The sequence below is a fragment of the Mesorhizobium sp. AR07 genome, from assembly GCF_024746815.1.
GTDB lineage: Bacteria > Pseudomonadota > Alphaproteobacteria > Rhizobiales > Rhizobiaceae > Mesorhizobium.
Window position 1 is genome coordinate 4,968,382 of the sequence record NZ_CP080525.1, and the last position, 23,653, is coordinate 4,992,034.

General features: G+C 63.4%; 23 protein-coding genes. 11 read left to right on the forward strand and 12 right to left on the reverse strand.

Annotated elements, in window-relative coordinates; translation table 11 throughout:
• The first annotated feature begins 19 nt into the window (after positions 1-19).
• The gene (gene xdhC / locus BPNPMPFG_RS25040; RefSeq protein WP_258591297.1) at positions 20-1,042 is read left to right on the forward strand and encodes a xanthine dehydrogenase accessory protein XdhC; all 1,023 of its coding nucleotides are present in this window, start codon (positions 20-22) and stop codon (positions 1,040-1,042) included.
• Positions 1,043-1,145: 103 nt separating this feature from the next.
• On the forward strand, positions 1,146-1,982 hold the full coding sequence (locus BPNPMPFG_RS25045; RefSeq protein WP_258591298.1) for a PhzF family phenazine biosynthesis protein: 837 nt from the start codon (positions 1,146-1,148) through the stop codon (positions 1,980-1,982).
• A gap of 19 nt (positions 1,983-2,001) precedes the next feature.
• On the opposite strand, the gene BPNPMPFG_RS25050 is transcribed toward BPNPMPFG_RS25045, so the two are convergent.
• From BPNPMPFG_RS25050 to BPNPMPFG_RS25060, 3 genes are all read right to left on the reverse strand, one after another.
• A complete protein-coding gene (locus BPNPMPFG_RS25050) occupies positions 2,002-3,267 on the reverse strand; it encodes an LLM class flavin-dependent oxidoreductase (RefSeq protein ID WP_258591299.1) in 1,266 nt (421 codons plus the stop codon).
• Complete coding sequence (locus BPNPMPFG_RS25055) at positions 3,264-4,286, reverse strand: LLM class flavin-dependent oxidoreductase (protein ID WP_258591300.1); 1,023 nt, start codon at positions 4,284-4,286, stop codon at positions 3,264-3,266. Before BPNPMPFG_RS25055 ends, BPNPMPFG_RS25050 begins: the two co-directional genes overlap by 4 nt.
• 121 nt (positions 4,287-4,407) lie before the next feature.
• Positions 4,408-5,328 (reverse strand): LysR family transcriptional regulator, encoded by a 921-nt coding sequence (locus BPNPMPFG_RS25060; protein ID WP_258591301.1) that lies wholly within the window; start codon positions 5,326-5,328, stop codon positions 4,408-4,410.
• Between the two features lie 279 nt (positions 5,329-5,607).
• On the opposite strand from BPNPMPFG_RS25060, the gene BPNPMPFG_RS25065 reads away from it, so the two are divergent.
• From BPNPMPFG_RS25065 to BPNPMPFG_RS25080, 4 genes are all read left to right on the forward strand, one after another.
• Positions 5,608-6,825, forward strand: coding sequence for a urate hydroxylase PuuD (locus BPNPMPFG_RS25065; protein ID WP_258591302.1), 1,218 nt, complete (start codon positions 5,608-5,610; stop codon positions 6,823-6,825).
• 2 nt (positions 6,826-6,827) lie between these two features.
• Complete coding sequence (gene guaD / locus BPNPMPFG_RS25070) at positions 6,828-8,141, forward strand: guanine deaminase (RefSeq protein WP_258591303.1); 1,314 nt, start codon at positions 6,828-6,830, stop codon at positions 8,139-8,141.
• A 229-nt stretch (positions 8,142-8,370) separates the two neighbouring features.
• Positions 8,371-8,874 carry a heme-degrading domain-containing protein gene (locus BPNPMPFG_RS25075; protein WP_258591304.1) on the forward strand — a complete coding sequence of 168 codons (504 nt, stop codon included), beginning with the start codon at positions 8,371-8,373 and terminating at the stop codon, positions 8,872-8,874.
• Positions 8,871-10,130 (forward strand): glycerate kinase type-2 family protein, encoded by a 1,260-nt coding sequence (locus tag BPNPMPFG_RS25080; RefSeq protein WP_258591305.1) that lies wholly within the window; start codon positions 8,871-8,873, stop codon positions 10,128-10,130. Before BPNPMPFG_RS25075 ends, BPNPMPFG_RS25080 begins: the two co-directional genes overlap by 4 nt.
• An 8-nt stretch (positions 10,131-10,138) precedes the next feature.
• Here the strand turns inward: BPNPMPFG_RS25080 and BPNPMPFG_RS25085 are convergent, their stop codons facing one another.
• The 4 genes from BPNPMPFG_RS25085 to BPNPMPFG_RS25100 form a co-directional block, all read right to left on the reverse strand.
• Entirely contained in the window at positions 10,139-11,602 is a 1,464-nt protein-coding gene (locus BPNPMPFG_RS25085; RefSeq protein ID WP_258591306.1) for a UdgX family uracil-DNA binding protein, read from the reverse strand.
• Between the two features lie 2 nt (positions 11,603-11,604).
• On the reverse strand, positions 11,605-12,840 hold the full coding sequence (locus BPNPMPFG_RS25090) for a putative DNA modification/repair radical SAM protein (protein ID WP_258591307.1): 1,236 nt from the start codon (positions 12,838-12,840) through the stop codon (positions 11,605-11,607).
• 96 nt (positions 12,841-12,936) lie between these two features.
• Positions 12,937-14,322, reverse strand: a complete 1,386-nt coding sequence (locus BPNPMPFG_RS25095; RefSeq protein ID WP_258591308.1) for a glutamine synthetase family protein — start codon at positions 14,320-14,322, stop codon at positions 12,937-12,939.
• 28 nt (positions 14,323-14,350) lie between these two features.
• Positions 14,351-15,733 carry an aspartate aminotransferase family protein gene (locus BPNPMPFG_RS25100; protein ID WP_258591309.1) on the reverse strand — a complete coding sequence of 461 codons (1,383 nt, stop codon included), beginning with the start codon at positions 15,731-15,733 and terminating at the stop codon, positions 14,351-14,353.
• Positions 15,734-15,889: 156 nt separating this feature from the next.
• Between BPNPMPFG_RS25100 and BPNPMPFG_RS25105 the strand changes: the two genes are divergently transcribed.
• Positions 15,890-16,342, forward strand: a complete 453-nt coding sequence (locus tag BPNPMPFG_RS25105) for a hypothetical protein (RefSeq protein ID WP_258591310.1) — start codon at positions 15,890-15,892, stop codon at positions 16,340-16,342.
• A 15-nt stretch (positions 16,343-16,357) separates the two neighbouring features.
• Here the strand turns inward: BPNPMPFG_RS25105 and BPNPMPFG_RS25110 are convergent, their stop codons facing one another.
• The 4 genes from BPNPMPFG_RS25110 to BPNPMPFG_RS25125 form a co-directional block, all read right to left on the reverse strand.
• Positions 16,358-17,332, reverse strand: coding sequence for a WD40 repeat domain-containing protein (locus tag BPNPMPFG_RS25110; RefSeq protein WP_258591311.1), 975 nt, complete (start codon positions 17,330-17,332; stop codon positions 16,358-16,360).
• Between the two features lie 107 nt (positions 17,333-17,439).
• On the reverse strand, positions 17,440-17,967 hold the full coding sequence (locus tag BPNPMPFG_RS25115; protein WP_258591312.1) for a GNAT family N-acetyltransferase: 528 nt from the start codon (positions 17,965-17,967) through the stop codon (positions 17,440-17,442).
• Positions 17,964-18,242 carry a type II toxin-antitoxin system TacA family antitoxin gene (locus tag BPNPMPFG_RS25120; protein ID WP_258591313.1) on the reverse strand — a complete coding sequence of 93 codons (279 nt, stop codon included), beginning with the start codon at positions 18,240-18,242 and terminating at the stop codon, positions 17,964-17,966. The genes BPNPMPFG_RS25115 and BPNPMPFG_RS25120 overlap by 4 nt, the downstream gene beginning before the upstream one ends.
• Before the next feature lie 88 nt (positions 18,243-18,330).
• Positions 18,331-19,386 carry a CobW family GTP-binding protein gene (locus BPNPMPFG_RS25125; protein WP_258591314.1) on the reverse strand — a complete coding sequence of 352 codons (1,056 nt, stop codon included), beginning with the start codon at positions 19,384-19,386 and terminating at the stop codon, positions 18,331-18,333.
• Positions 19,387-19,587: 201 nt separating this feature from the next.
• On the opposite strand from BPNPMPFG_RS25125, the gene BPNPMPFG_RS25130 reads away from it, so the two are divergent.
• Together BPNPMPFG_RS25130 and BPNPMPFG_RS25135 are read left to right on the forward strand one after the other, a co-directional pair.
• Positions 19,588-20,349: an intradiol ring-cleavage dioxygenase gene (locus tag BPNPMPFG_RS25130; protein WP_258591315.1), complete on the forward strand. Its 762-nt coding sequence runs from the start codon at positions 19,588-19,590 to the stop codon at positions 20,347-20,349.
• A gap of 217 nt (positions 20,350-20,566) precedes the next feature.
• A complete protein-coding gene (locus BPNPMPFG_RS25135; RefSeq protein WP_258591316.1) occupies positions 20,567-21,037 on the forward strand; it encodes a MarR family winged helix-turn-helix transcriptional regulator in 471 nt (156 codons plus the stop codon).
• A gap of 125 nt (positions 21,038-21,162) precedes the next feature.
• Here the strand turns inward: BPNPMPFG_RS25135 and BPNPMPFG_RS25140 are convergent, their stop codons facing one another.
• Positions 21,163-22,035 carry an AraC family transcriptional regulator gene (locus BPNPMPFG_RS25140; RefSeq protein ID WP_258591317.1) on the reverse strand — a complete coding sequence of 291 codons (873 nt, stop codon included), beginning with the start codon at positions 22,033-22,035 and terminating at the stop codon, positions 21,163-21,165.
• A gap of 52 nt (positions 22,036-22,087) precedes the next feature.
• Between BPNPMPFG_RS25140 and BPNPMPFG_RS25145 the strand changes: the two genes are divergently transcribed.
• The gene (locus tag BPNPMPFG_RS25145) at positions 22,088-22,495 is read left to right on the forward strand and encodes a DUF2000 family protein (RefSeq protein ID WP_258596910.1); all 408 of its coding nucleotides are present in this window, start codon (positions 22,088-22,090) and stop codon (positions 22,493-22,495) included.
• 253 nt (positions 22,496-22,748) lie between these two features.
• Entirely contained in the window at positions 22,749-23,633 is an 885-nt protein-coding gene (locus BPNPMPFG_RS25150; RefSeq protein ID WP_258591318.1) for a DMT family transporter, read from the forward strand.
• Positions 23,634-23,653 lie beyond the last annotated feature (20 nt).

The following is a 23,653-nucleotide window of genomic DNA, read 5'->3' on the forward strand; positions in this document are numbered from 1 at the left end:
CCATTCGGGAACGTGAGAAATGAACTCGAAAGTGCAAAGCCTGAAAGCCTTTCTCAGCACCGCCGGCCGGGTCGCCTTGGTCGAGGTGGCCGGGACAAAGGGTTCGACGCCACGCGAGAAGGGCGCGTTCATGCTCGTTTCGCACACGGCGATCTTTGGCACGATCGGCGGCGGCCAGCTCGAATATATGGCCATCGACAAGGCGCGGCAGATGCTGGGGTCTTCACCCTCCTCCTTGTGGGGAGGGTCGGTGAGCCGACGCCGCGAAGCGGCGTTGGCGAAACGGGGTGGGGGCGCGGCGCTTCCAGGACCCCCACCCCGGACGACTTCGTCGTCCGACCCTCCCCACAAGGGGGAGGGTGAAGAGGCCCGCATCGAGGTTGACGAGATCTGCGCGACCCTCGACGTGCCGCTCGGCCCCGAGATCGGCCAATGCTGCGGCGGGCGCGTCGAAGTGCTGATCCGGCTCGTCGATGCCGCGCTGGCAGCCGAGCTGGTCGCGGCGGCGGAAACCGAAGAGGCTGAACTGCCCTATGTCTACATCTTCGGCGGCGGCCATGTCGGTCAGGCGCTGGCGTCAACGATAGCGCTACTTCCGGTGCACTGCGTCGTCATCGAAACGCGGGCCGAGGCGCTGGAAGGCATGCCGGAAACCGTCGAGACGCGGCTGACGCCGATGCCGGAGGCGATAGTGCGCGATGCTCCGGCCGGCACCGCTTTCGCCATTCTCACCCACGATCATGCATTGGACTTCCTGATCGTCGCCGAAGCGTTGAAACGTGACGACACAGCCTATGTCGGCATGATCGGCTCGAAGACCAAGAAAGCGACGTTCAAGAACTGGTTCCTGAAATCGGCGGATGGCAGCGAAGCGGAGTTTGCCCGCCTCGTTTCGCCGATCGGCGGCGATGCCGTCAAGGACAAGCGCCCGCCCGTCATCGCCGCACTTGCGGCCGCCGAGATCATGACGGCGCTGGTCATCCACGGCGCCGCATCAAATGCCGATCATCATGCTCCGCGTGACAAGGTGATGGCTGGCTAAGTCTCGCCGAACAGGTCACGGCGGCTCTTGATGCGGCGTTTTCCAATCGCCCGAAAAACGCGTTTGCTGAATCCAACGGCATTCCAGCACAAGGCGGAGCCAAATGAACGTTCTGAAAATCGCTGCCTTTTCGGATGGAGATACCGGCGGCAATCCTGCCGGCGTCTGGATCGGCGATGTCTTGCCCGATGCGGCTGAGATGCAGCGTGTCGCGGCCGGGATTGGGTTCTCGGAAACGGCCTTTGCCGCACCCGAGGGCGACGGCTGGCGGGTCCGCTATTTCTCGCCGGAATCAGAGGTTCCCTTCTGCGGCCATGCCACCATTGCCCTTGGTGCGGCGCTGGTCCGGCAGTTTGGCGATGGGATTTTCCCGCTGACCCTCAACCAGGCCAGCATAACCGTCGAAGGGTTTCGCGACGGAGCGAACGTCGCTGCCGCTTTGCAATCGCCGCCAACGCATAGCAAATCGGCCTCGCGGGAGCTGATAGCCGAGGCGCTGGCGCTGTTCGGCTATTCGTCCAGCGATCTCGATCCGGTCATTCCACCGGCGCTGGTCCATGGCGGCGCAGATCATCTTGTTCTCGCCCTCAAGTCGCGCGAGGCGCTGGCCGCCATGCGCTACGATCTGAAGGCCGGCCAGGCCTTGATGCGGCGGGAAGGACTGGTCACGATCTTGTTGGCCTACGCCGAAACGCCGCGTCTGTTCCACACACGCAATCCATTTGCTTCAGGCGGCGTTTATGAGGACCCAGCGACAGGAGCCTCGACTGCCGCCTTCGCGGGCTATTTGCGCGACATTGGCTGGCCGCATGGCGGCGCGATCGATGTCGTGCAGGGCGAGGATATGGGCATGCGCTCGCGCCTGCATGCCGACATTCCGCCCGCGCCTGGAAGTTCGATCAGGGTGTCGGGCACCGCCCGCATGATGGACGAGCGGTAAGCGCCGGCGTCGCTCCGGATCAGGCCGGCCGCTTCAAGCCCAGATGGTCGCGCAGCGTGCGGCCCTCATAATCCTTGCGGAACAGGCCACGCCGCTGCAGTTCCGGCACGACCAGCGTGGCAAAGGCGTCGAGTTCGCCGGGGAAGTAGGAGGGCATGACGTTGAAGCCGTCCGCCGCACCGCCTTCGAACCGCGCCTGCAGCTCGTCGGCGACCTGGGCTGCCGTTCCGACGATGCGCCAATGGCCACGCGCGCCGGCGAAATGCCGTGCCAGCTGGCGGATGGACAGGTTGGCGCGACGTGACTGCTCGATGACCAGCGCTTGCCGGCTCTGCATGCCTTCGCTGGGCGGCAGTTCGGGCAGCGGCCCGTCGATCGGATAGCGCCCCAGGTCGGAAATGCTGAGATAGCTGGACAGGAGTGCTACCCCGACATCATCGGGGATCAGCTCCTGCAACGCCTCGTATTTTTCCTGGGCTTGCGCTGCGGTTTCAGCCACGACCGGCGCGACACCGGGCATGATCTTGATGTCGTCGGGCTCGCGCCCATAGGCCGCCAGACGCCCCTTGAGGTCGTCGTAGAAGGCCTTCGCTTCCTCGAAGGTCTGCGCCGCCGTGAACACCACATCGGCGGTGCGGGCGGCAAGGTCGCGTCCGATATCCGAGGCGCCAGCCTGAACCAGCACCGGTGCGCCCTGCGGCGACTGCGGCAGGTCGAGCGGGTCCCGAACCGAAAAGCTCTGGCCGTCGTGACTGGAAGCTCCATCACGCTTGCCGCGCCAAAGCTCGGCGACCACCTCGGCGAATTCACGCGCCCGTTCGTAGCGATCGGCATGTGGACGCAAGCCGGTCGAGCCGAAATTGGCGGCCTCGATGGGGCTGGCAGAGGTGACCAGGTTCCAGCCGGCACGGCCGCCGCTCAGATGGTCGAGCGACAGGAAGGTCCGGGCCAGCCCATAGGGCTCGTTGTAGCTTGTCGACGCGGTGGAGACGAGGCCGATGCGGCTGGTCTGGACGGCCAGCGCCGACAGCAGGCTGATCGGCTCGAAGCCGATCGAGCGCGAAGTCTGGCTGGCGATGCCGACATTGGCTTCGCGCAGGCCGGCGGCATCCTCGCAGAAGATCATGTCGAACTTCGCCGCCTCCGCCATGCGCGCCAGCTGGATGTAATGGTCGATGTCGATGCCGGCCGTCACATGCGCCTTGGGATGTCGCCAGGCGGCGATATGGTGGCCCGTCGCCCACAGGAAGGCGCCGAGCGTCATCTGGCGGGGAACTGCGGTCATTGGTCGCCTCCGCCGGCAAGTCCAAGATGCGAGCGCAACGTCGCGCCGCGATAGCTCTCTCGAAACAGGCCGCGTCGCCGCAGCTCCGGCAAGACCAGATCGACGAAATCGGCGAGCGCCGAAAGCTGTGCCGGCAGCAGGATGTTGAACCCGTCGCAGCTTTTCGACCGGAATCCTTTTTCCATGCTGTCGGCGACGGTCGGCTTGGCGGTAGCATCGGTAGCGAGCGAGACGCTCATCAGCAGCTTCACGGCGCCCGGATCGCGCCCGCAGGCGGCAACGCGGTGCTTCAGATCGTCATACCGTGCCTTCGCGCCTTCGGTCGGTCCGTCGTCCAGCAGGATGACATCGGCGGTGCGGACGGCAATCTCCATGTCCGCTTCCGACAGGCCGGACAGCACCAGCACCGGCGTGTCCTGCGGCGACCGCGCCACATTCAGCGGGCCGCGCACGGAGAAGAATTCGCCCTTGTGGTCGAGCAGGTGCATCTTTTCGGGATCGTGGAAGCGGCCACCGCTCTTGTCGAACTTGAGCGCGTCCGCATCCCAGCCCTGCCACAAGCCTTGGACGATGCCGATATATTCCTCCGTCCGGCGGCGAAAGTCGTCGCTGGAAAACCCTTCCTGCCGGCTGAAATTGGCCGCCTCACGCGGTTTCTGCGTCATGGTTGCGTTCCAGCCGGTGCGGCCATGGCTGATGATGTCGAGCGAAGCGAAACGGCGCGCCAGATTGTAGGGCTGATGAGCGACCGTCGAAGCCGCGGCGACAAGCCCGATCCTGCTTGTCACCGTCGCCAGCGCTGCCAGCAAGGTCGTCGCTTCGAAGGGCATCTGCCTGTTTGCGGCATCGCCGCCGGAAGCCGGCGCTGAGTCGGCGAAAATCACCATGTCCAGCCCGGCCGCTTCGGCCTTTTGCACAAACCGCGCCAGACGGTCGAATTCAGGTTCGGCCCCGGGCGTGGGATCCGCAGTTCCCGGAAACAGCGAAACGGCAAGATGCATTGTGGTGCCGTTGTCCATCGATGGTCCCTGCAAGACGAAAGTGAACCGGGACTATGTTCGCCAGCTCCAGCGATGGCAACCGCCGGCGCTGGGCCAACCGCCGCTCATGTGCCGGCCAGCCATCACTTCCGGCCAGCCCCTATTTGCCGGCAAGCAGATCGTTGATCAGCCGCTGGCAGCGCTCGGCCATGAAGTCGAGCAGCAGCCGGACCTTGGGGTCCTGCAGTTTCTTGTGCGGATAGACGGCTGCGAATTGCACCGGCGTCGGCGGCGTGCTGCTCAGGATTACCTTCAACCGCTGGTCGCGGATGAACGGCTCGACCTCGAAGCGCGGCTTGTTGATGATGCCGCGCCCGGACAGCGCCCAGCCGGTCAGCACGTCGCCATCGTCGGTGTCGTAGGGCCCGTGCACTTCGAATTTCTGTGGGCCGACCGGAGTTTGCAGCGTCCACACATATTCGCGCGCGCCGGAATAGCGCAGCATCAGGCAGTCGTGCTTCTTGCCGATCAGCTCCTGCGGCTCAAGTGGTTCGCCGCGCGCCTCCAGATATTTCGGCGCCGCCACCAGCACGCGCTCGCATTCCATGATGCCGCGCATCCTGAGGCTGGAATCCTCGATGATGCCGAGCCGGAAGGCGACGTCGATGCCTTCCTTCATGATGTCGACATTGTGGTCCGAGAGTCTCAGCCGCACCTCGATGTCAGGATATTTGTCGTGGAAATCGGGAATGCCTGAGGCCACCAGCCGGCGGCCGAGGCCGAGTGGCGCCGTCACCTTGATGGTGCCGCGCGGCTGACCGGACAACGCGGAGACGGCGGCTTCCGCCTCGGTAATCGCCTCCAGCACCTGCTTGGCGCCCGAATAAAAAACCGTGCCATGCTCGGTCGGCATCAATTGCCGTGTCGTGCGGTTGAACAGCCGCACGCCTAGATGCTTCTCCAGCTCCTTGATGCGGTTGGAGGCGACCGCAGGCGAGATGCGCATGTCGCGGCCGGCCGCCGACAGATTGCCGAGTTCGACGACGCGGACGAAGACGGCGATGTTGTCGAGATAGGCCATGCGGTTCCGTGGCTCTCATCCAGCTGCGTGCACCAACCTAGGTGTGTTGATATTCAGGTCATGCCGGCCTGCAAACGGCAGTTTTCTACGCTTCCGGTGCTCACGTACTTTAAGTACGCTCCGCTCCGGTTCTCGAAAACCGCCGTTTTCGCCTCGGCCTGACCTGAATCTCGACACACCCTAGTATTTTCCATTTTTTTTTGAAAGTCATCGCACACCTCGCCTCTTTCCGTTTGCGCCCCAGCCCGTAAAGTCACCGGATCGGCAGGGACGACTTCAATGATGGATTTCGCGATTTTCTGGGACTGGCTGAGCTTCGCCGTGCGCTGGCTGCATGTCGTCACCGGCATTGCCTGGATCGGCTCGTCATTCTACTTCGTCGCGCTCGACCTCGGCCTGCGCCAGCGTCCCGGCATGCCTGTCGGTGCCTTCGGCGAGGAATGGCAGGTGCATGGCGGCGGCTTCTACCATATTCAGAAATATCTGGTGGCGCCGGCCGAGATGCCCGAGCACCTGACCTGGTTCAAATGGGAATCCTACGCCACCTGGCTGTCCGGCTTCGCCATGCTGTGCGTGGTCTATTATGCCGGAGCCGATCTGTTCCTGATCGATCCCAACGTGCTGCCGATGTCGGTGCCGGTCGGCATCCTGCTGTCCATGGCGACGATCGGCGTCGGCTGGGTGGTCTATGATCTCCTGTGCCGCTCGCCGCTTGGGAAAAGCGACACCGGGCTGATGCTGGTGCTCTACTGCGTGCTGGTGTTCATCGCCTGGGGGCTCACCCATTTGTTCACCGGCCGCGCTGCCTTCCTGCATCTGGGCGCCATCACCGCGACGATCATGTCGGCCAATGTCTTCATGGTCATCATCCCCAACCAGAAGATCGTCGTTGCCGACCTGATCGCCGGCCGCAAGCCCGATCCGAAATACGGCAAGATCGCCAAGCAGCGCTCCCTGCACAACAACTATCTGACGCTGCCGGTGCTGTTCCTGATGCTGTCGAACCACTATCCGCTGGCATTCGGGACGCAGTTCAACTGGGTCATCGCCTCGCTGGTGTTCTTCATCGGCGTGCTGATTCGGCACTATTTCAACAGCGTCCACGCGCGCAAGGGCAACCCGCATTGGACCTGGCTGGGCGCCCTTGTGCTGTTCATCATCATCATCTGGCTGTCGACCGCGCCAAAGGTGCTGACCGGCGAACCGAAGGCTTCGGCTGAAGCGCAGACACTCATCGCGTCAGTGCATTTCCCGGCCGTACGCGACACGGTGCTTGGCCGTTGCTCGATGTGCCACGCGGCGGAGCCGGTCTATGAGGGCATCTATCATGCGCCCAAGGGCGTGATGCTGGACACCGACGCCGACATCGCCAACCACGCCCGCGAGATCTATCTGCAGGCTGGGCGCAGCCACGCCATGCCGCCAGCCAACGTCTCCCAGATCACGGACAAGGAACGCGCGCTGCTGGTGGCCTGGTTCGAAGGCGCGGGGAAATAAGCATGACCTCGACACTTCTGCGCGGCCGCACGCTGTCCTTCGTGCGCTGGCCGCAAACCATCGATGACCATGCGGCCTGGCGCTACGAAGAGGATGGCGGCCTGCTGATCCGCGACGGCCGGATCGTCGCCGCCGGCGCCTATACGCAAGTCGAGAAACAGGCCGGCGAGGGCGCAAAGAAGATCGACCATCGGCCGCATCTGCTGCTGCCGGGCTTCATCGACGCGCATGTGCATTTCCCGCAGATGCAGATCATCGCCTCTTATGGCGCCGAACTGCTCGATTGGCTCAACACCTACACGTTTCCGGAAGAGACGAAGTTCGCCAACGCGCAGCATGGCCGCCGCATCGCGCGGCTGTTCCTCGACGAGATGGTGCGCCACGGCACCACGACGGTCGCCGCCTACTGCTCCGTGCACAAGGCGTCGGCCGAAGCCTTTTTTCACGAGTCGCATGACCGCAACATGCTCAACATCGCCGGCAAGGTAATGATGGACCGCAATGCGCCCGACGGTGTGCTCGACACGCCGCAATCGGGCTATGACGACAGCAAGGCGCTGATCAAGGAATGGCATGGCAAGGGGCGCCAGCACTATGCCATCACGCCGCGCTTTGCCATCACCTCGTCGCCGGAACAGATGGAGATGGCGGGAGCGCTGTGCCGTGAACATCCCGACCTGCACATGCAGACGCATCTGTCGGAAAACCACGCCGAGATCGCCTTCACCAGGGAACTCTATCCGTGGTCGCGCGACTATACCGACGTCTACGAACACTACGGGCTGTTGGGGAAGAAGAGCCTGTTCGGTCACTGTATCCATCTGTCCGAACGCGAGGCGGACGCGCTCTCGAATTCAGGTTCGGTGGCGGTGTTCTGCCCGACCTCGAACCTGTTCCTCGGTTCCGGCCTGTTCGACTATCAGCGCTTTCGCCGCCGCGACAAGCCGATCCGGATCGCAGCCGCCACCGATGTCGGCGGCGGCACCAACTACTCGATGCTGCGCACCATGGACGAGGGCTACAAGGTGATCGCGCTGAACGGCGAGAAGCTCAACCCGTTCCAGTCCTTCTGGCAGATGACGCGCGGCAATGCCGAGGCGCTGTCGGTGGCGGAAAAGATCGGCACGCTGGACGAAGGCAGCGACGCCGATATCGTCGTGCTCGACGCCAGGGCCACGCCGGCCATGCGGCTCAGGATGGAAACGGTCGAGACGCTGGCGCAGGAACTGTTTCTTTTGCAGACGCTGGGCGACGACCGCGCCGTGCGCGAGGTCTATGTCGCGGGGCGGGCGGCCAAGACCGACATGGCGATCTAGGCATGCTGACATTCAGGTGATGCCGGCCTGCAAATGGGGGCTTCCTGCGCTTCCGGTGCTCACGTACTTCGCGTACGCTCCGCTCCGGTTCTCGGAAGCCACCATTTTCGGCGCGGCCTGACCTGAATCTCAACATACCTAGCGCACCCAACCTTACGAAGTCGCGCAGACGCTTGACCCGGCGGCAGCCATCGGTCAAAGCGTGCGGCGAGATTGACAGGGGAACGACATGGCCGCTGCGGACGACATCGCTCTGATCAAGAGACAGGAAGAAACCCTTGTCTTTCCCGCCTTCGATGAGGCTGTCGCTTTCAAGGTCGGTTCGGCCATCCGCGACCGAGCTTTGGCCGAGAACATGCCAATCATCGTCGACATCAGGACCTTCGATCGGCCGCTGTTCTACGCTGCTATGCCGGGCTCGAACGCCTCCAATCCCGATTGGGCGCGGCGCAAGATCAATGTCGTCAAGCGGTTCCTGAGAAGCACTTATCGCATGGTGCTGGAGCAGCAGCGCCCCGACCGCGACTTCAAGGTCGGTGAGGGGCTGGATATTGCCGATCATGTGCTGGCCGGCGGTGGTTTCCCGGTCACGGTCAAGGGTGCGGGCGTCATTGGTGTGATCGCCGTTTCCGGTCTGCCTGAGCGCGAGGATCATGGCGTCGTGGTCGAGGCGCTATGCAATCACCTAGGTATCAACGGGCGCGAGCTTGCGCTGCCGCCGGAAGCAAAATGATCGACCCCAAGACCTTCCTCACCTCCATCTTCAACGCGGCCGTCGCCGCCGCCGATCCGGAACGAACCATTCGGGATCATTTGCCGGCCAAGCCGAAGGGCCGCACCATTGTCATTGGCGCGGGAAAAGGCTCGGCGCAGATGGCGGCGGCCTTCGAGAAGGTCTGGGACGGGCCGATCGAAGGGCTGGTCGTCACCCGCTACGGTTACGGCGCCAAATGCGAGCGCATCGAGATCATCGAGGCGGCGCATCCGGTGCCGGACGCAGCCGGCCTGGAAGCTTCGAAACGCTTGCTTGCCAAGGTTCAGGGACTGACAGCCGACGATCTGGTGGTGGCACTGATTTCCGGCGGTGGTTCCGCGCTGCTGCCGTCACCGGCCGGAAGCCTGACGCTGGCCGACGAGATCGCCGTCAACGAGGCGCTGCTCGCCTCCGGGGCGCCGATCGCGGCGATGAACACCATCCGCAAGCATGTTTCCACCATCAAGGGCGGCCGGCTGGCGGCCGCCGCCTGGCCGGCCAGGGTGGTGTCGCTGGTCGTTTCCGATATTCCCGGCGACAATCCGGCGCTGGTCGCCTCCGGTCCGACTGTTCCTGATTCCGGCAGTCGCGAGGACGCACTGGCGTCGATATCAGCCTATGGCATGAAACTGCCGGCCGCGGTGATGGCGCATATCAATTCGCCGGCCGCCGATGCGCCAAGTCCCGGGGATGAACGCTTTTCGCGCAATGAGGTGCACCTGATCGCTTCGGCCGGTGTGTCGCTCGAAGCGGCGGCTGCCGAAGCGAAACGGCAAGGCGTCGAAGCTGTCATCCTGTCCGACTCGATCGAAGGCGAAGCGCGCGAGGTCGGCGGCGTGCATGCGGCCATCGCGCGCGAAGTCGCGACGCGCGACCGGCCGTTCAGCAAGCCGGTGCTGATCCTGTCGGGCGGCGAAACAACCGTAACGCTCCGGGCCAAGGGCAAGGGCGGCCGCAACTCCGAATTCCTGCTGGCCTTCGCCATCGCCATCGACGGCGCCGAAGGCATCCATTCGCTGGCCGCCGACACGGACGGCATCGACGGCTCGGAAGACAATGCCGGCGCCTTCGCCGACGGTTCGACCGTGTCGCGCATGCGCGCGGCGGGCGTCGATGCCAAGGCGATGCTGGCCGGCAACAATGCCTGGACGGCCTTCAATGCCGTCGGCGACCTTTTCGTACCCGGCCCGACGGGGACGAATGTCAACGATCTCAGGGCAATTCTCATCCGTTAGGCCATGGATCATGCGGCCATCAGCCACTTGACCTGTTTCATATCGTGCAGGAACCGCTCGCGTTCGGCTTCCTTGTCCGCGGGCTCATGGATGCGCAGGATGAAGGAGGGGTGGATGGTGATGAAGACGCGCAAACCATCCTCACGCTCGATCACCTGGCCGCGCATCTTTGTCACCGGGATCGCCTTGCCCAGCAGCGACAATGCCGCCGTTGCGCCAAGCGCCACGGCAAGCTCCGGCTTGATCAGCGCGAATTCCCTGTCGATCCACCAGCGGCAGGCCTGAACCTCGCCGGCATTCGGCTTGGAATGGATGCGCCGCTTGCCGCGTGGCTCGAATTTGAAGTGCTTGACCGCGTTGGTGACGTAGACTTTCTGGCGGTCGACGCCCGCGTCATCGAGTATGGCGTCGAACACCTTGCCCGCCGGGCCGACGAAAGGTTTGCCAGCGATGTCTTCCTGATCGCCCGGCTGTTCGCCGACGAAGATGACCCTGGCGTCATCCGGTCCCTCGCCGAATACGGTCTGCGTCGCGTCGCGCCAAAGCGGGCAGCGGCGGCACCCTTTTGCTGCTTCACGCAATTCGGAAATGCTGCCTGCGGCATCGTCTTCCACCCCCTTGGCCGGCTCATGTTTCGGCCAATGTCTGGCCTGCACCTTGGCGTGGTGCGGCGCGGGCGGCGTCGGCATTCTGGCAATCATGGCTTTGGCGGCCTTGTCCGCTCCTGCGATCAACTCTGGAATGAGCGAGGCCTCGGGAAGGTTCCGCCAGTATTTTTTCGGCATCTCCTTCTGCATCGCCTTCACCTTCAGCCGCGCCGGGTTGAAGATGTTCTCGAAATAGGTGCGCCACAGAGCTTCGATATCATCCTGAGTCGGCGCATCGCCCTTGGCGGCGCCTGGCCCGATCGCCAGTCTCTCGCCATCCCAGTCGGCGGAGGCATGCGGGGTCAAGATCGTCCAGCGCATGCCGGTGAAGCGCCTGACGAAGAAAGCCGCGTTTCGCTCGACGACGAAATGCTCCGGCTCGAACCAGGCGACATAGCGTTCCCCATCTCCATCGCCGATCTTTCGGAAGCGCACAAAGGCGCGCATTTTATGGATGTCGCGCCGCACCGCCTTTTCCATGATCTCGAGGCGCCTGGTGTCGACATCCGATGCGATAGCCAGCAGTTTGGGCTCGGCGCGTAGCCGCCACAGCAATCTGTAGAGAAAACCGAAACGGCCGGGGTCGGCGTGGCAGAAAGCGGTTTCGGCGCGCTCGATGAAGTCGCGCGGCACGACGAGCTGCGCTCCCGCAGGCGCGACCGGCAAATCGGTTTGATTGGAGTTAGGTGCGACGTGCCAACTGATATCCTCGGGTCGGACCTCGTTCAGCGCCAGCCGTCGTGCCGCGTCGCGCCAGCCGGTAAAATCGGTCTCGCTATCGAGCCGCACGCTGTATCTGGCAAGATCGAGTTGGGCCGGCTGCATGGTCAAAACAGCGACAGTTGCTCGCAGGAGCGCACGATCTTGCCTCGCAATCCGGTCTTGTCGGTGAGTGCACCCGGCGACCAGCCTTCGGCGATGATGAACGGCCGTAACTTGGCGATCGATTGGCACAGGCGCCCGACATCTTCCAGTCGCAGCCGCCGGTGGCGGCGGGTTTCCAGGATTTTGGCGATCACCCTGGTGCCGAGACCCGGTACGCGCAGCAGCGCTTCGCGGTCGGCGCGATTGATATCGACGGGGAACCGTCCCCTGTTGCGCAGCGCCCAGGCCAGTTTCGGATCGATGGCAAGGTCGAGCATGCCGTCGCTGCTGCCGGCCAGGATCTCCGGCTGCGAAAATCCATAGAACCGCATCAGCCAGTCGGCCTGATAGAGCCGGTGTTCACGCATCAGCGGCGGCTTCTGCAAGGGCAGGGACGATGACGAATCCGGAATCGGACTGAAAGCAGAATAATAGACCCGCCGCAGGTGGTAGCTGCCATAGAGTCGCGCGCTGGTGTGCAGGATGCCGTCATCGGAGGTCTTGTCGGCGCCGACGATCATCTGCGTCGACTGCCCGCCGGGAGCGAAACGTTCGCGCTTTTTGGTTTTCAGTGTCGGTTCGGCCTTTTCCTCCATTTTCTGGCGCAGCCTGGCCATCGAGAGCCGGATTGTTTCCGGCTTCTTTTCGGGTGCCAGTCTCTTCACGCCCTCATCCGTGGGCAGTTCTACATTGATCGACAGCCGGTCGGCGTAAAGGCCTGCCTTTTCGACCAGTTCCTGCGAACTCTCCGGAATGGTCTTCAGATGGATATAGCCGGAGAATTTTTCTTCCAGCCGCAGCCTTCGGGCCACCTCGACCATCTCGCCCATCGTCTCGTCGGGCGAGCGGATGACGCCAGAGGACAGAAACAGGCCCTCTATGTAATTGCGCCGGTAGAAATCCATGGTCAGCTTCACCACCTCGTCGACGGTGAAACGGGCGCGCCGCACGTTCGAGGAGGAGCGGTTGATGCAATAGCTGCAATCGTAAATGCAGAAATTGGTCAGCAGGATCTTCAGCAGCGAAATGCAGCGGCCGTCCGGCGCATAGGAATGGCAGATGCCCATGCCTTCGGTGGAACCGATGCCGCCGGATTTCAGCGAATCCTTTTTCGCCGCGCCCGACGAGGCGCAGGAGGCGTCGTACTTTGCGGCATCGGACAGGATTGCAAGCTTTTCGCGGACGGTGAGCGCTGACATATGTTCATGATATGTTCCAGGGAGCCACCGCGCTATCACATTTGACATAGGCTGCGAAAAAGTGATCGCCGCCTCTCCGCTCACGATCGTGTCGAACTACACCTCGTGCAGATAGAGGTGATAATCCAGCTCGCTGACCGTGCGCGCCACGCGCAGATACTCGGACTGCTTGATCGCCACGAAGGTGCGGTGCAGGTCCTCGCCGAGCGCGCCTTTCAGGAAGCTGGATGCTCGCGCGGCTTCGATCGCGGCGCGCCAGTCGACCGGCATAGTCGTGCGCGTGACCGCCGCCTCGTAGCCGTTGCCGGTCGTTTCCGGACCGGGATCGAGACCTTCGTCGAGGCCTTTGATGATGGCGGCGAGCACGGTCGCGGCGATCAGATAGGGGTTGGCGTCGACGCCGGACGGCCGGTGCTCGATGCGCCGGTTCTTTGCATCGCCCGCTGGAACGCGCAGTGCCACGGAGCGGTTGTTGACGCCCCAGGTCGGCGCCACCGGCGCATAGGATTGCGAAACGAAGCGCCGCCAGGAATTGGCGTGCGGCGCAAACACCAGCATCGATTCGGCCATCGTCTGGATCAGGCCGCCGAGCCCCTGCAGCAACGGCAGCGACCAGCTCTCGCCGCCGGCTTCGGCAAAGACGTTTCGGCCGGCCTTGTCCTGCAGCGAGACATGGAAATGCATGCCCGAGCCGGCATATTTCTCGATAGGCTTGGCCATGAAACAGGCAGTGACGCCGTGGCGGCGCGCCTGCGCCCGAACCAGCCGTTTCAGCATGACCAGATCGTCGGCCGCCCGCATCACGTCCTTGCGGTAGTTCAGCGTCAATTCGTACTGGCCGGGCGCATATTCGGAAATCACCGTCTCGGCCGGGATGCCTTGCGCCTTGGCTGCGGCATAGATGTCCGAGAACAGCGGCTCCATGCCGTGCAGGTGATCAACGGAATAGACTTCCGTCTTGCCAGAGACGCGGCCATCGAGCACGGCGCGCGCCGGCTGCACCTTGCCGTCCGCGTCGCGCTCATTGGCCAGCAGGAAGAATTCGAGCTCGAAGGCGCCGGCGGGATAAAGACCCTTGGCCGCGAGGATATCGACCTGCCGGGCCAGCGCCAGGCGTGGGTCCGACGACATCGGCCGGCCGTCGAGCTGATACATCGCCATCAGCAACTGGCCGCGCGGCGGGCTCGTGCCGTAGAGCGGCACCAGCGTGCCGGGGATTGGCCATGCCCTGAGGTCGCCGTCGCCGGTGGTCCAGATCAGCCCGGTTTCGTGCACATCCTCGCCGGTGATATCGAGGCCGAGGATCGAGATCGGCATGTGGCGGCCGCCCTCGAAGATGCTTTTCAGCTCATGCCGGCGCACGATCTTGCCGCGGCCGACGCCATTGGCGTCGGTCAGCACGATATCGAAGGCTTCGATCTCGGGATGGGCGTCGAGAAAGGCTTGCGCCTCGGTGGGCGTCGAGCCCGAAGGTGAGGTCATGATCGCACTCGGATTTGGCTTGCTTGTCTCATGCCGCAAGCTTTGCCGCAACCGCGCCGAAGGCGGTGATCAGCCGGTTGACCTGGGCGCCGGTGGTCGCCGGCGAAATCAGCATCATGTTGTGGAAGGGTGCGATCAGCACGCCGCGATTGACCAGCGCGACATGGATGGCGGCTTCCAGTTCCGGCGCATGCGCTGTCTCCGCCTCGGCGCCATTGTGCAGCGGACCGGGCGCGCAGATGAACTCGACGCGGGCGCCGACGCGGGCGACATGCCAGGGCAAGCGGTAGCGGTCGATCACGCCGGTCAGCCCGGCATCGAGCCGCCGCGCCAGATGGTCCATGCGAGCATAGTTTTCCTCGGTCATCACCTGTTCGAGCGTGGCGCGCATCGCCGCGAACTGCAGCGGGTTGGCCGACAGCGTCGTGCCCATGCCGGAATAACCCGGCTCCTTGGTCCTGATATAGTCGGCGTAGCGCGAGGCGACGTCGTCGCTCATGCCCCACACGCTTGCCGGCACGCCGCCGGCAATCGGCTTGCCCAGCACGAAGAAGTCCGGCTCAAGTCCGTATTTCCTGGTGTAGCCGCCGGGGCCGGTCGAGATCGTGTGCGTCTCGTCGATCAGAAGCAGCGTGCCGGTTTCGCGCGTCAGCCTGCGCAGAGCGTCGTGGAAGCCCGGATCGGCCAGCACCATGCAGGAATTGGTCAGCACCGGCTCGGCGATGACACAAGCGACATCCTTATCCCTAAGCGCGGTTTCCAGAGCCGGGACGTCGTTGAATTCGATCACCTTCGCCGTGCGGGTCAGGTCGCGGAACTCGCCCGCCAGCCCCGGCCGGTTGACCGGGATACCATCGACCAGTCGCACCATCGTCTCGTCGACCGAGCCGTGATAGCAGCCGTTGAAGACCAGGATCTTTTCGCGCCCGGTGACGGCGCGGGCAACGCGCAGCGCAAAGCGGTTGGCGTCGGTCGCCGTCGTCGCGATCTGCCAGAACGGCAGGCCGAAACGCTGCTGCAGCAGCGGGCCGATGGCGAGCGCGTCTTCCGAAGGCAGCATATAGGTCAGGCCGCGCCCGGCCTGCCGGCGGATGGCGCGCGCCACCGGAGGCGGTGAATGGCCGAACATCGAGCCGGTGTCGCCGAGGCAGAAATCGTCAAGCCTGATACCGTCGATGTCGGTGATGGTGGCGCCCCTGGCGCTGTCGACCAGGATTGGAAACGGTGTCGGCCAGTCGTTCATCCAGTGCATCGGCACGCCGCCGAAGAAGCCCGGCAGGCCATTGCCCACCTTCGCCTGCGATTTCGGCCGCGCCTTGCGGAAGACGACTCCCTCGGTCTCGCGCAGGTCGGCAATGCGGTTGCGATCGATGCCGCCGATGGACGCCTTTGAACTGTCGCTGCTGTGCATGGAAACCCCTCTTGTCGGTCCCTCTTAACCAATCATCGTCCGCAACCGCAATCGGCCGCGCGTCTGTCCTGCATTGGCTCAGCCGCCAGCGGCGGCGCTTGACCCTGTTGGTGAAGTCAACGCCAATGCTGGCGGCGAAGGGCGGGAGGGGACAAAATGCGGACAATCATCTGTGCGGCAGCGCTGCTATTGTCGGCCAGCGCGGCTTCCGCATCCGGCGGCATCTGGTGCAACGTCGACGACACGGCGGTGAAGTTCGACGTCGGGGCCGGCGTCACCAGAGGCATGGGCGGCCCGACCTTCAATTTCAGCGGCACCCTTGAAATTCTTGGGCGGCCCGTCGGTGACGATCTGAGCAAGACCGCGTTCGAGAATTCCAACCTCACCCAGTACTGGCTCGACAACAAGGAGTTGCGGCTGAACATCTACCGCGAGCATCAGCTCCCGGATATCTACAACTACGTCGAACTGACGATCCTGACCAAGGCCAGCGACGAAGGCGTCTATGACGGGCAGTACACGCTTGCCATCTATGACAATGCCGCCGACGCGGACAAGGACGGCAAGCCGGTCGAACTGACCGGCAAGGTCTCTTGCGGGGCCGAGTGACCCGCTGTTTCAAAACTAGGCCGTGATGTCGATGACGCCGCAATCGCCGGCCGCACTGCCGAAGGCGACGCGGCGTTCTTCCTTGTCCCACATCATCGAGGTGATGGCGCCCTTGCCCGGCCGCCGCAACAGCACTTCCTTGGTGTCGGAAAAACGTACGGCCATCACCATGCCGTCATCATAGCCGACGGCGACGACGTCCTGGCTCGGGTGGCAGGCGACAGCCGTCACCATGGCGTTGCCGCGCGTGCCGAGCTCCAGCGGCGCCTTGCCCATCGGCCCGTCCTTGCCTGAAAACGGCCAGACGATGGCCGCCGGGGCGCCGGAACTCGCCAGCCATTTTCCCTTCACGCTCCACGACAGGCTTTTGACCTTGCCGGGATAGCCGGTCATACGCATGTGCTTGCCGTCGGCCAGCTTCCAGCCATGCAGCGCGTTTTCCTGCATCGAGGTGACCAAAAAGGCGCCATCTGGCGAAAAGGTGATGCCGGTGTGGGCGCCGGCCCATTCGAGCTCGACCGGCTTGCCCTCGGCGGCCGGGAAATGCAGCGTCGCGCCATTGTAGCGGGCGACGCCGAAGCGCATGCCCTTGGGCGAGAAGGCCAGTCCCTCGACCGAACGCGGATGGGTAAATTCCCTGGTCTTGCCATCGGCGAAGCGCACGAAGGCGGTCTTGCCCGTCGCATAGGCGATGGCGCCCTGCGGCCCGGCGGCAACGCTGGTGATCCATTTTTTCCCGGCGTTCGCAAGCTCCTGGACGTTGCCGCCTGCGGTAACAGAAAGAATCTTGCCGTCCTCGCCGCCGGTGATCAGCCGGTCGTTGGCCGCATCGTGGAAGGCGGCGAGCAGCCCATCATTGGCCTGGATTGTCTTGTGGCCATGGTCGAGCCGATGCACGGTACCATCGGCCAGCGCGAAATGCGGCGCGTCGCCGAGGAAGACGGCAGCGATGCAATGGCCTTCGAGATCAAGCGGGGCGACGGTGGGCATGGTTATCTTTGTTCAGCTGAATAAGATTGCAGAGACGGCTCGGGCGGCTTACTCGACGTTTGCGGTTCCGGCAACCATGAGGATCGGCAAAGTGGCGAGAGGGTGTGTCAAAGCAGTCCCTTGGCCCGCAGACTGGTTGCGAAGGTCGCCAGTGGCATCACCAGGGTCAAATCCGGTCCCTGGAGGCGCTCGGCACCGTAGCTGGCATACCACCTTGCGGCTCGCTCGCTCTTGGCATCGATGATGAGCAGGATACCGCCGCCCTCGCCGGCAAGCCGCAGGCAGCGCAAAGCCGCGGCGGCGAGCAACTGACCTCCGAGTCCTTGCCCCCCAACGCTGCGGTCGGTCGCAAGCCGGGCAAGCTTGAAGCCGGAAACCTCGTGTCGCGCCAAGCCCCTCGTCATGGCTTCGGGCACGGTCTCATGAGCAACTGCGGACGGTGCGATCGTATAGAAGCCGAGAATCCGCTCCGAAGCCGTGTCATCGATCGCACAGAAGGTCTTGGCTGCATTCTGATCGTGACTCTGCCGCGCGAACCGTCGCAGAAAATCGTCCATCTGTGCGTCGCCGCAATCGAAGGAAGCCCGGTCGTGTCGTTTCGCAATCGGCTCTTCGTGCCAGGACGGAAGCGTCACAGAGTATCCGGCAAGGCGGTGATCGCCGCCTGGAGCCTGGCGTTGGGTTTTGGCGGGTGCTCCAGCAGGTCCAGGATGCGCGTGAAATCGCGGTCGGACACCTTCGTCACTTCTGCCGCTTCGATCACGGCCTGCGCTTCGGGCACGATCTTGTCGAGGATGAAGTCGGCCATGTCCTTGTGCGACAGCGCTGCGGCGCGGGCGATCATCGCTTTCTGCACGGGGGGAATGCGGATCTGGAAGCGCTCTGTCTTGTTGTCGGCTGATCTAGGCACAGGTTTCTCCTCCATTAATGCAATGTACACATGATATGTGTACATTGCAGGATAATCAACCTCCCTTGGACCGCATGGCGAAGCCTGACTAGGCCTGGCAAGCGTCAAAGCTCTTCTTCAGCCGCTCGGCGTCAAGCTCGCGGCCGATGAACACCAGCCGGCTCTCATGTTTCTCGCCGTCTTTCCAGGCGCGCTGGTGGTCGCCCTCGATGATCATGTGCACGCCCTGGATGACATAGCGCTCATCGTCGCCTTTCAAGGCAATGATGCCCTTCAGCCGCAGGATGTTCGGGCCTTCCATCTGGGTGATCTTCTCGATCCACGGAAAGAATTTCTTCGGATCCATCTCGCCGCCGCGCAGCGACACCGACTGCACCGTCACGTCATGGATGTCGGAAGGATGGGCGTGATGGTGATGGTCGTGCCCGTCATGATCACGGTGGTGATCGTGGCCGTCATGGTCGTGGTCATGATGATCGTGGTCGTCATGCGCCTCGAGGAAATGCGGATCGTTTTCCAGCGCCCTGGACAGGTCGAAGGCGCCGCGGTCGAGCACTTCCGACAGGGCGACGCCGGCGCGGGTGGTGCGATGGATCTTCGCCGCCGGATTGATGGCGCGGATCGTTGCCTCGACCTTGGCGAGTTCCTCAGGGGTGACGAGATCGGTCTTGTTGAGCACGACGACGTCGGCGAAGGCGATCTGGTCTTCGGCTTCCCTGGAATCCTTGAGCCGCAGCGGCAAATGCTTGGCGTCGACCAGCGCCACCACCGCGTCGAGCCTGGTCTTGGAGCGCACGTCGTCGTCCATGAAGAAGGTCTGCGCTACCGGCACCGGATCGGCGAGCCCGGTGGTCTCGACCAAGATGGCATCGAAACGGCCAGGCCGGCGCATCAGGCCCTCGACGACGCGGATCAGGTCGCCGCGCACCGTGCAGCAGACGCAGCCATTGTTCATTTCGTAGATTTCCTCGTCGGATTCCACGATCAGCTCGTTGTCGATGCCGATTTCACCGAACTCATTGACGATGACGGCGTAGCGCTTGCCGTGGTTTTCCGACAGGATGCGGTTGAGCAGCGTCGTCTTGCCGGCGCCGAGATAGCCGGTGAGAACGGTTACGGGGATCTGCGTCTGTGCGTCGCTCATGGCTTGCCTCGAAGACTATGGGCCGTGAAAATCCAGGGCCACGAAAAGGGATTGTCGGCTCCATATAGGGTGTGTACCGGGCTTTTGCACGAGGCAAACCGATGGGCCAAACAGGCTTGCCGACATTACCGAATTTTCATTGGCCAGCCCCGCCATCACGGCCTAAACCAGGATAGGGGAGGCCAGTTTGAGAGGCACGATATGTCCGGCAAGCCATCCTCCTTCTCATTGAGCCGGCGCAAGGCGCTCGGCTTGATCGCGGTGACCGCCGGCGGTGGTGCCTTCCTGCCGGCCGCGGCAATGGCCGCCCAGTCTTCGGCCACCCAGTCTTCGGCCACCAAGTCCTCGTCCTATGCCGGACTGGCCCTGTTCGAAACCGGCGCCGGCGTCTGCGCCATCACGCCTGAGGTGACCGAAGGGCCGTTCTATTTCGATCCGAAACTCGAACGTGCCGATGTCACCGAAGGCAAGAAGGGCCTTGCCCTCATTGTAAGGCTGCAGGTTGTCGATGCGGCCTGCCGCCCGCTTGCCGGCGCCCGCGTCGATATCTGGCATTGCGACGCGCAAGGTGCCTATTCGGGCTATCCGGGACAAGGTGATGGCCGCGATGTCGACACGTCGGGCCAGACCTTCCTGCGCGGCTGGCAGAAGACCGATGCAAGCGGCATCGTTTCCTTCGCCACCGTCTATCCCGGCTGGTATCGCGGCCGCACCACCCATATTCATTTCAAGGTCTTCCCCGACGACAGTTCGGTGATGACCGGCCAGTTGTTTTTCCCCGACAGTCTCAGCGAGCAGATCTTCACCACTGTCGCGCCATACAATGACAGGCCCGGCAAGCGTGACACCTCGAACGCCAGGGACGACATCGCCAGCCAGGCCGGACCGCTGTCGCAGGCCGCTCTGCGCGAGGTGGAGGATGCCTATCAGGCGCTGATGATCGTCGTGGTGAAGTCCGGCTGAGCGACATTTCCTCGCGCACGTCGCCCGCGGCGAAAACTCCGGTCGCGAAAAGTCGTTTGTCATCTAACTGAAATAAACATCTGGCATTAGCCACGGCGGACACCGCAATGCTTGCCGGCAAAGCTGTTTGGAGCGCCGGAATCTTTTTGATCGTCGATTGCCAACCGGCCGGCTGCGTCTATGCTGACCGCACCGGTACGGCCGAAGAGGGATGACCATGGCCAAGGCGGACAAGACTGCGACAATGAGCCGGCTGCATTCGGCGGCAAGGCTGGCAAGAACCGCGCTGGCGGCGCGGCTTCTGGCGCACGGCTTCTATGCCGGTCAGGACCAGATCATGCTGGCGCTCGACCGTGAAGACGGCCAGACGCCCGGCAATCTGGCCGGTCGCCTTGGCGTGCGCCCGCCGACCATCACCAAGACCATCAACCGGCTGCAGGCCCAGGGCTTCCTGGACAAGCGCGCCTCCGAGGCCGATGCGCGCCAGGCACATATCTTTCTGACCGACAGCGGCCGCGAGACCATTCGCGCCATCGAGAAATCGGTGAAGAAGACCGAAAAGCAGGCGTTGAAAGGCCTCGACAAGAAAGACCAGAAGGCTTTGTTCAAGCTGCTTGCCCGCATCGAGGCAAACCTCTTGAACGAGGAACTGACGCTGGTCGACGACGACGCCGAGACGGACGACTGATCGCAGCACGAGAGCATGATCCCGAAAAGGGGTATCCGGTTTTCGGGAAAGATCATGCTAAAATAAACAGATAGCGCCCCATCCCGATTTCGTCGGGATGGAACGGGCTCTAGGTCGGCAGGCAATCAAGCCGCCGCTGCGCCAGACCCATGGATCAGCGATGACCAGCGCCCCGGTGTCATGCCGAATGCCTTCTTGAACTGCCTGATGAAATGGCTCTGGTCGTTGAAGCCGGCTTCGATGGCGATCTGCGCCAAGGGCTCGCCTGCGGCGATCATCCGCCGCGCGCTCTGAAGCCGGCGCATCACCAGGAAGCGATGCGGGCTGGTGGAGAAGGCGGCGCGGAAATGCCGTGACAAGGCATAGCGGTCGAGCCCGGTGATCGCTTCCAGCTCGTCGGAACGCACGGGACGAGCCAGATTGTCGGTGAGATAGTCCCGCGCCAGCATAGCCGCTCGCCACGCCGTCCTGGTCATCGGCTTCGCCGGCTGGCCGGCATGCCGGTTCAGGCTTTGCATCAGTTGCGCGAGGAAATCGTCGACGAACAGTTCGTCGAGTTCCTCCTCCAGCGGCCCCAGCGCCGAAAGCAGTGTGCCGCGGAAGGCAGCGTCCGTCACCACGCCCTCCCTGACGAAGGGCAGCGACGCGCCGCCAAGGCAGTCGAGCATCAGCGACGGTTCCAGATAAAGCATCCTGTAGCGCAGCCCGTCCTCGGTGCCGGCGCCGCCGTCATGCAATTCGTCGGGATGCAGCACGATGATCTGGCCGGGCAGGCTGTGGCGCGTCGCGCCAAGGTAGCGAAACGTCTGCACGCCGTGCAGCGTCACCCCGATCGCATAGGTGTCGTGGCGATGCAGGTCGAAGGCGCTGCCGTGGAAGCGTGCCTCGATCCGCTCCATGCCGAGGGGGTCGGAGGCCGAGATGATGCGGTTCTCCGCCGCGCCAACGCACAAACGTCCAAGACCCCTGAAGGCCTGGCTGTCTAGATCAGCCGACATCTTCTCTCTCAGCCTCGAAATCGGGGCGCAACCTCGAATGGTCTATTTTCTCATGTTCGATACGAAATTTGCAATCGTGCTCCGGGAGGATCTGCCGGTCTGGCAGAAACTCAACGTCACTGCTTTCCTGACCAGCGGCATCGTCGCCCAGTTCCCGGACATTATCGGCGAACCCTATCGCGACCGTGCCGGCAATCTCTACAACCCGCTGTCGATCCAGCCGGTCATCGTGCTGTCCGCCGACCAGGCGACGCTGGGCACGATCCACCGGCGCACCCTGGAGCGCGGCGTGACGACCTCGCTCTATGTCGAGGAGATGTTCGCGACCGGCTTTGATGCGGCCAACCGCGCCGTCTTCGCCGAATTCGCGCCCGATGACGCCAAGGTGGTCGGCATCGCGCTTCGCGCAGACAAGAAGGTCGTCGACAAGATCACCAAGGGTGCCCGCATGCACGCCTAGGGCATGATCCCGAAAAGTGGAATCCGGTTTTCGGAAAGATCATGCTCAAAACAAACAGGCCCGCAGAGACTAAGCCTGCCGGCGGCTGTTGTTGTGCCAGCCGGCCTTGGCGTGGCGGCGGGCGACAATTGGCTTGCCGGGAGCCTGCAATTCCCGCAAAGGTGGGCTTCAGCCCAGCTTCCCACCCGGCCTGCAAGTGAGTGCTCCCCAAAGACATCCAGAAAGCGCGACGCCCCCGGTGGCGATCCTGTGCATGCTTTCCACCTATGTTTGCTTCACCTTCCTCGACACCAGCAGCAAATATCTCGTCCTGGCCGGCGTTTCCGCGCTGATCGTCGCCTGGGTGCGCTTTACCGTGCATGTCGTGCTGGTCGGCACGCTGCTGCGCGGCTGGCGCAAGCCGGTGCGGTTTCGCCCGGTCAACCTGCCGGCGCATATCCTGCGCGGTCTGTTCCTGTTCGGGTCGACCATGTTCAACATCCTGGCGCTGCGCTCCCTGCAACTGGCCGAAACCACCTCGATCTATTTCTTCGGGCCGATGGTGATCACGGCACTTGCCGGCCCGCTGCTTGGCGAATGGGCCGGCTGGCGGCGCTGGCTGGCGATTCTGGCTGCTTTCGCCGGTGTTCTGATCATCACCCGGCCGGGCGTCGGCGTCTTCGGCATCGGCCATCTCTTCGCGCTCGGCTCGATGCTGTCGAACTGTTTCTACGTCATCATGACGCGCCGCATGTCGGCGACCGAGACGTCGGAAAGCCTCATCCTGTTTTCGGCGCTGGCGCCGGCGGTGGTGCTTTTGCCCTTGCTGCCGTTTTCGTTTTCGCTGCCGCATGATGGCTGGCATTGGTTCGTGCTGCTCATGCTTGGCGTGTTCGGCGGCGTCGGTCACTGGCTGCTGGTCCAGGCCTACCGGCTGGCGACGACCACGGCCTTGGCGCCCTATCCCTATTCGCAGATGGTGTGGATGATCATTTCCGGCTGGATCGTCTTCAAGCAGTTTCCCGACCGCTGGACACTGGTTGGCGCTGCCATCATCGTTGCCAGCGGCCTCTACATCGTCCATCGCGAGCACCGGCTTCGGTTGCGCAGCCGCGCGGCCTCGGATGTCGAGGCGGAAGCGCTGGCAAAAAAACTTTGATTTGGCTTCGATCGATGGCA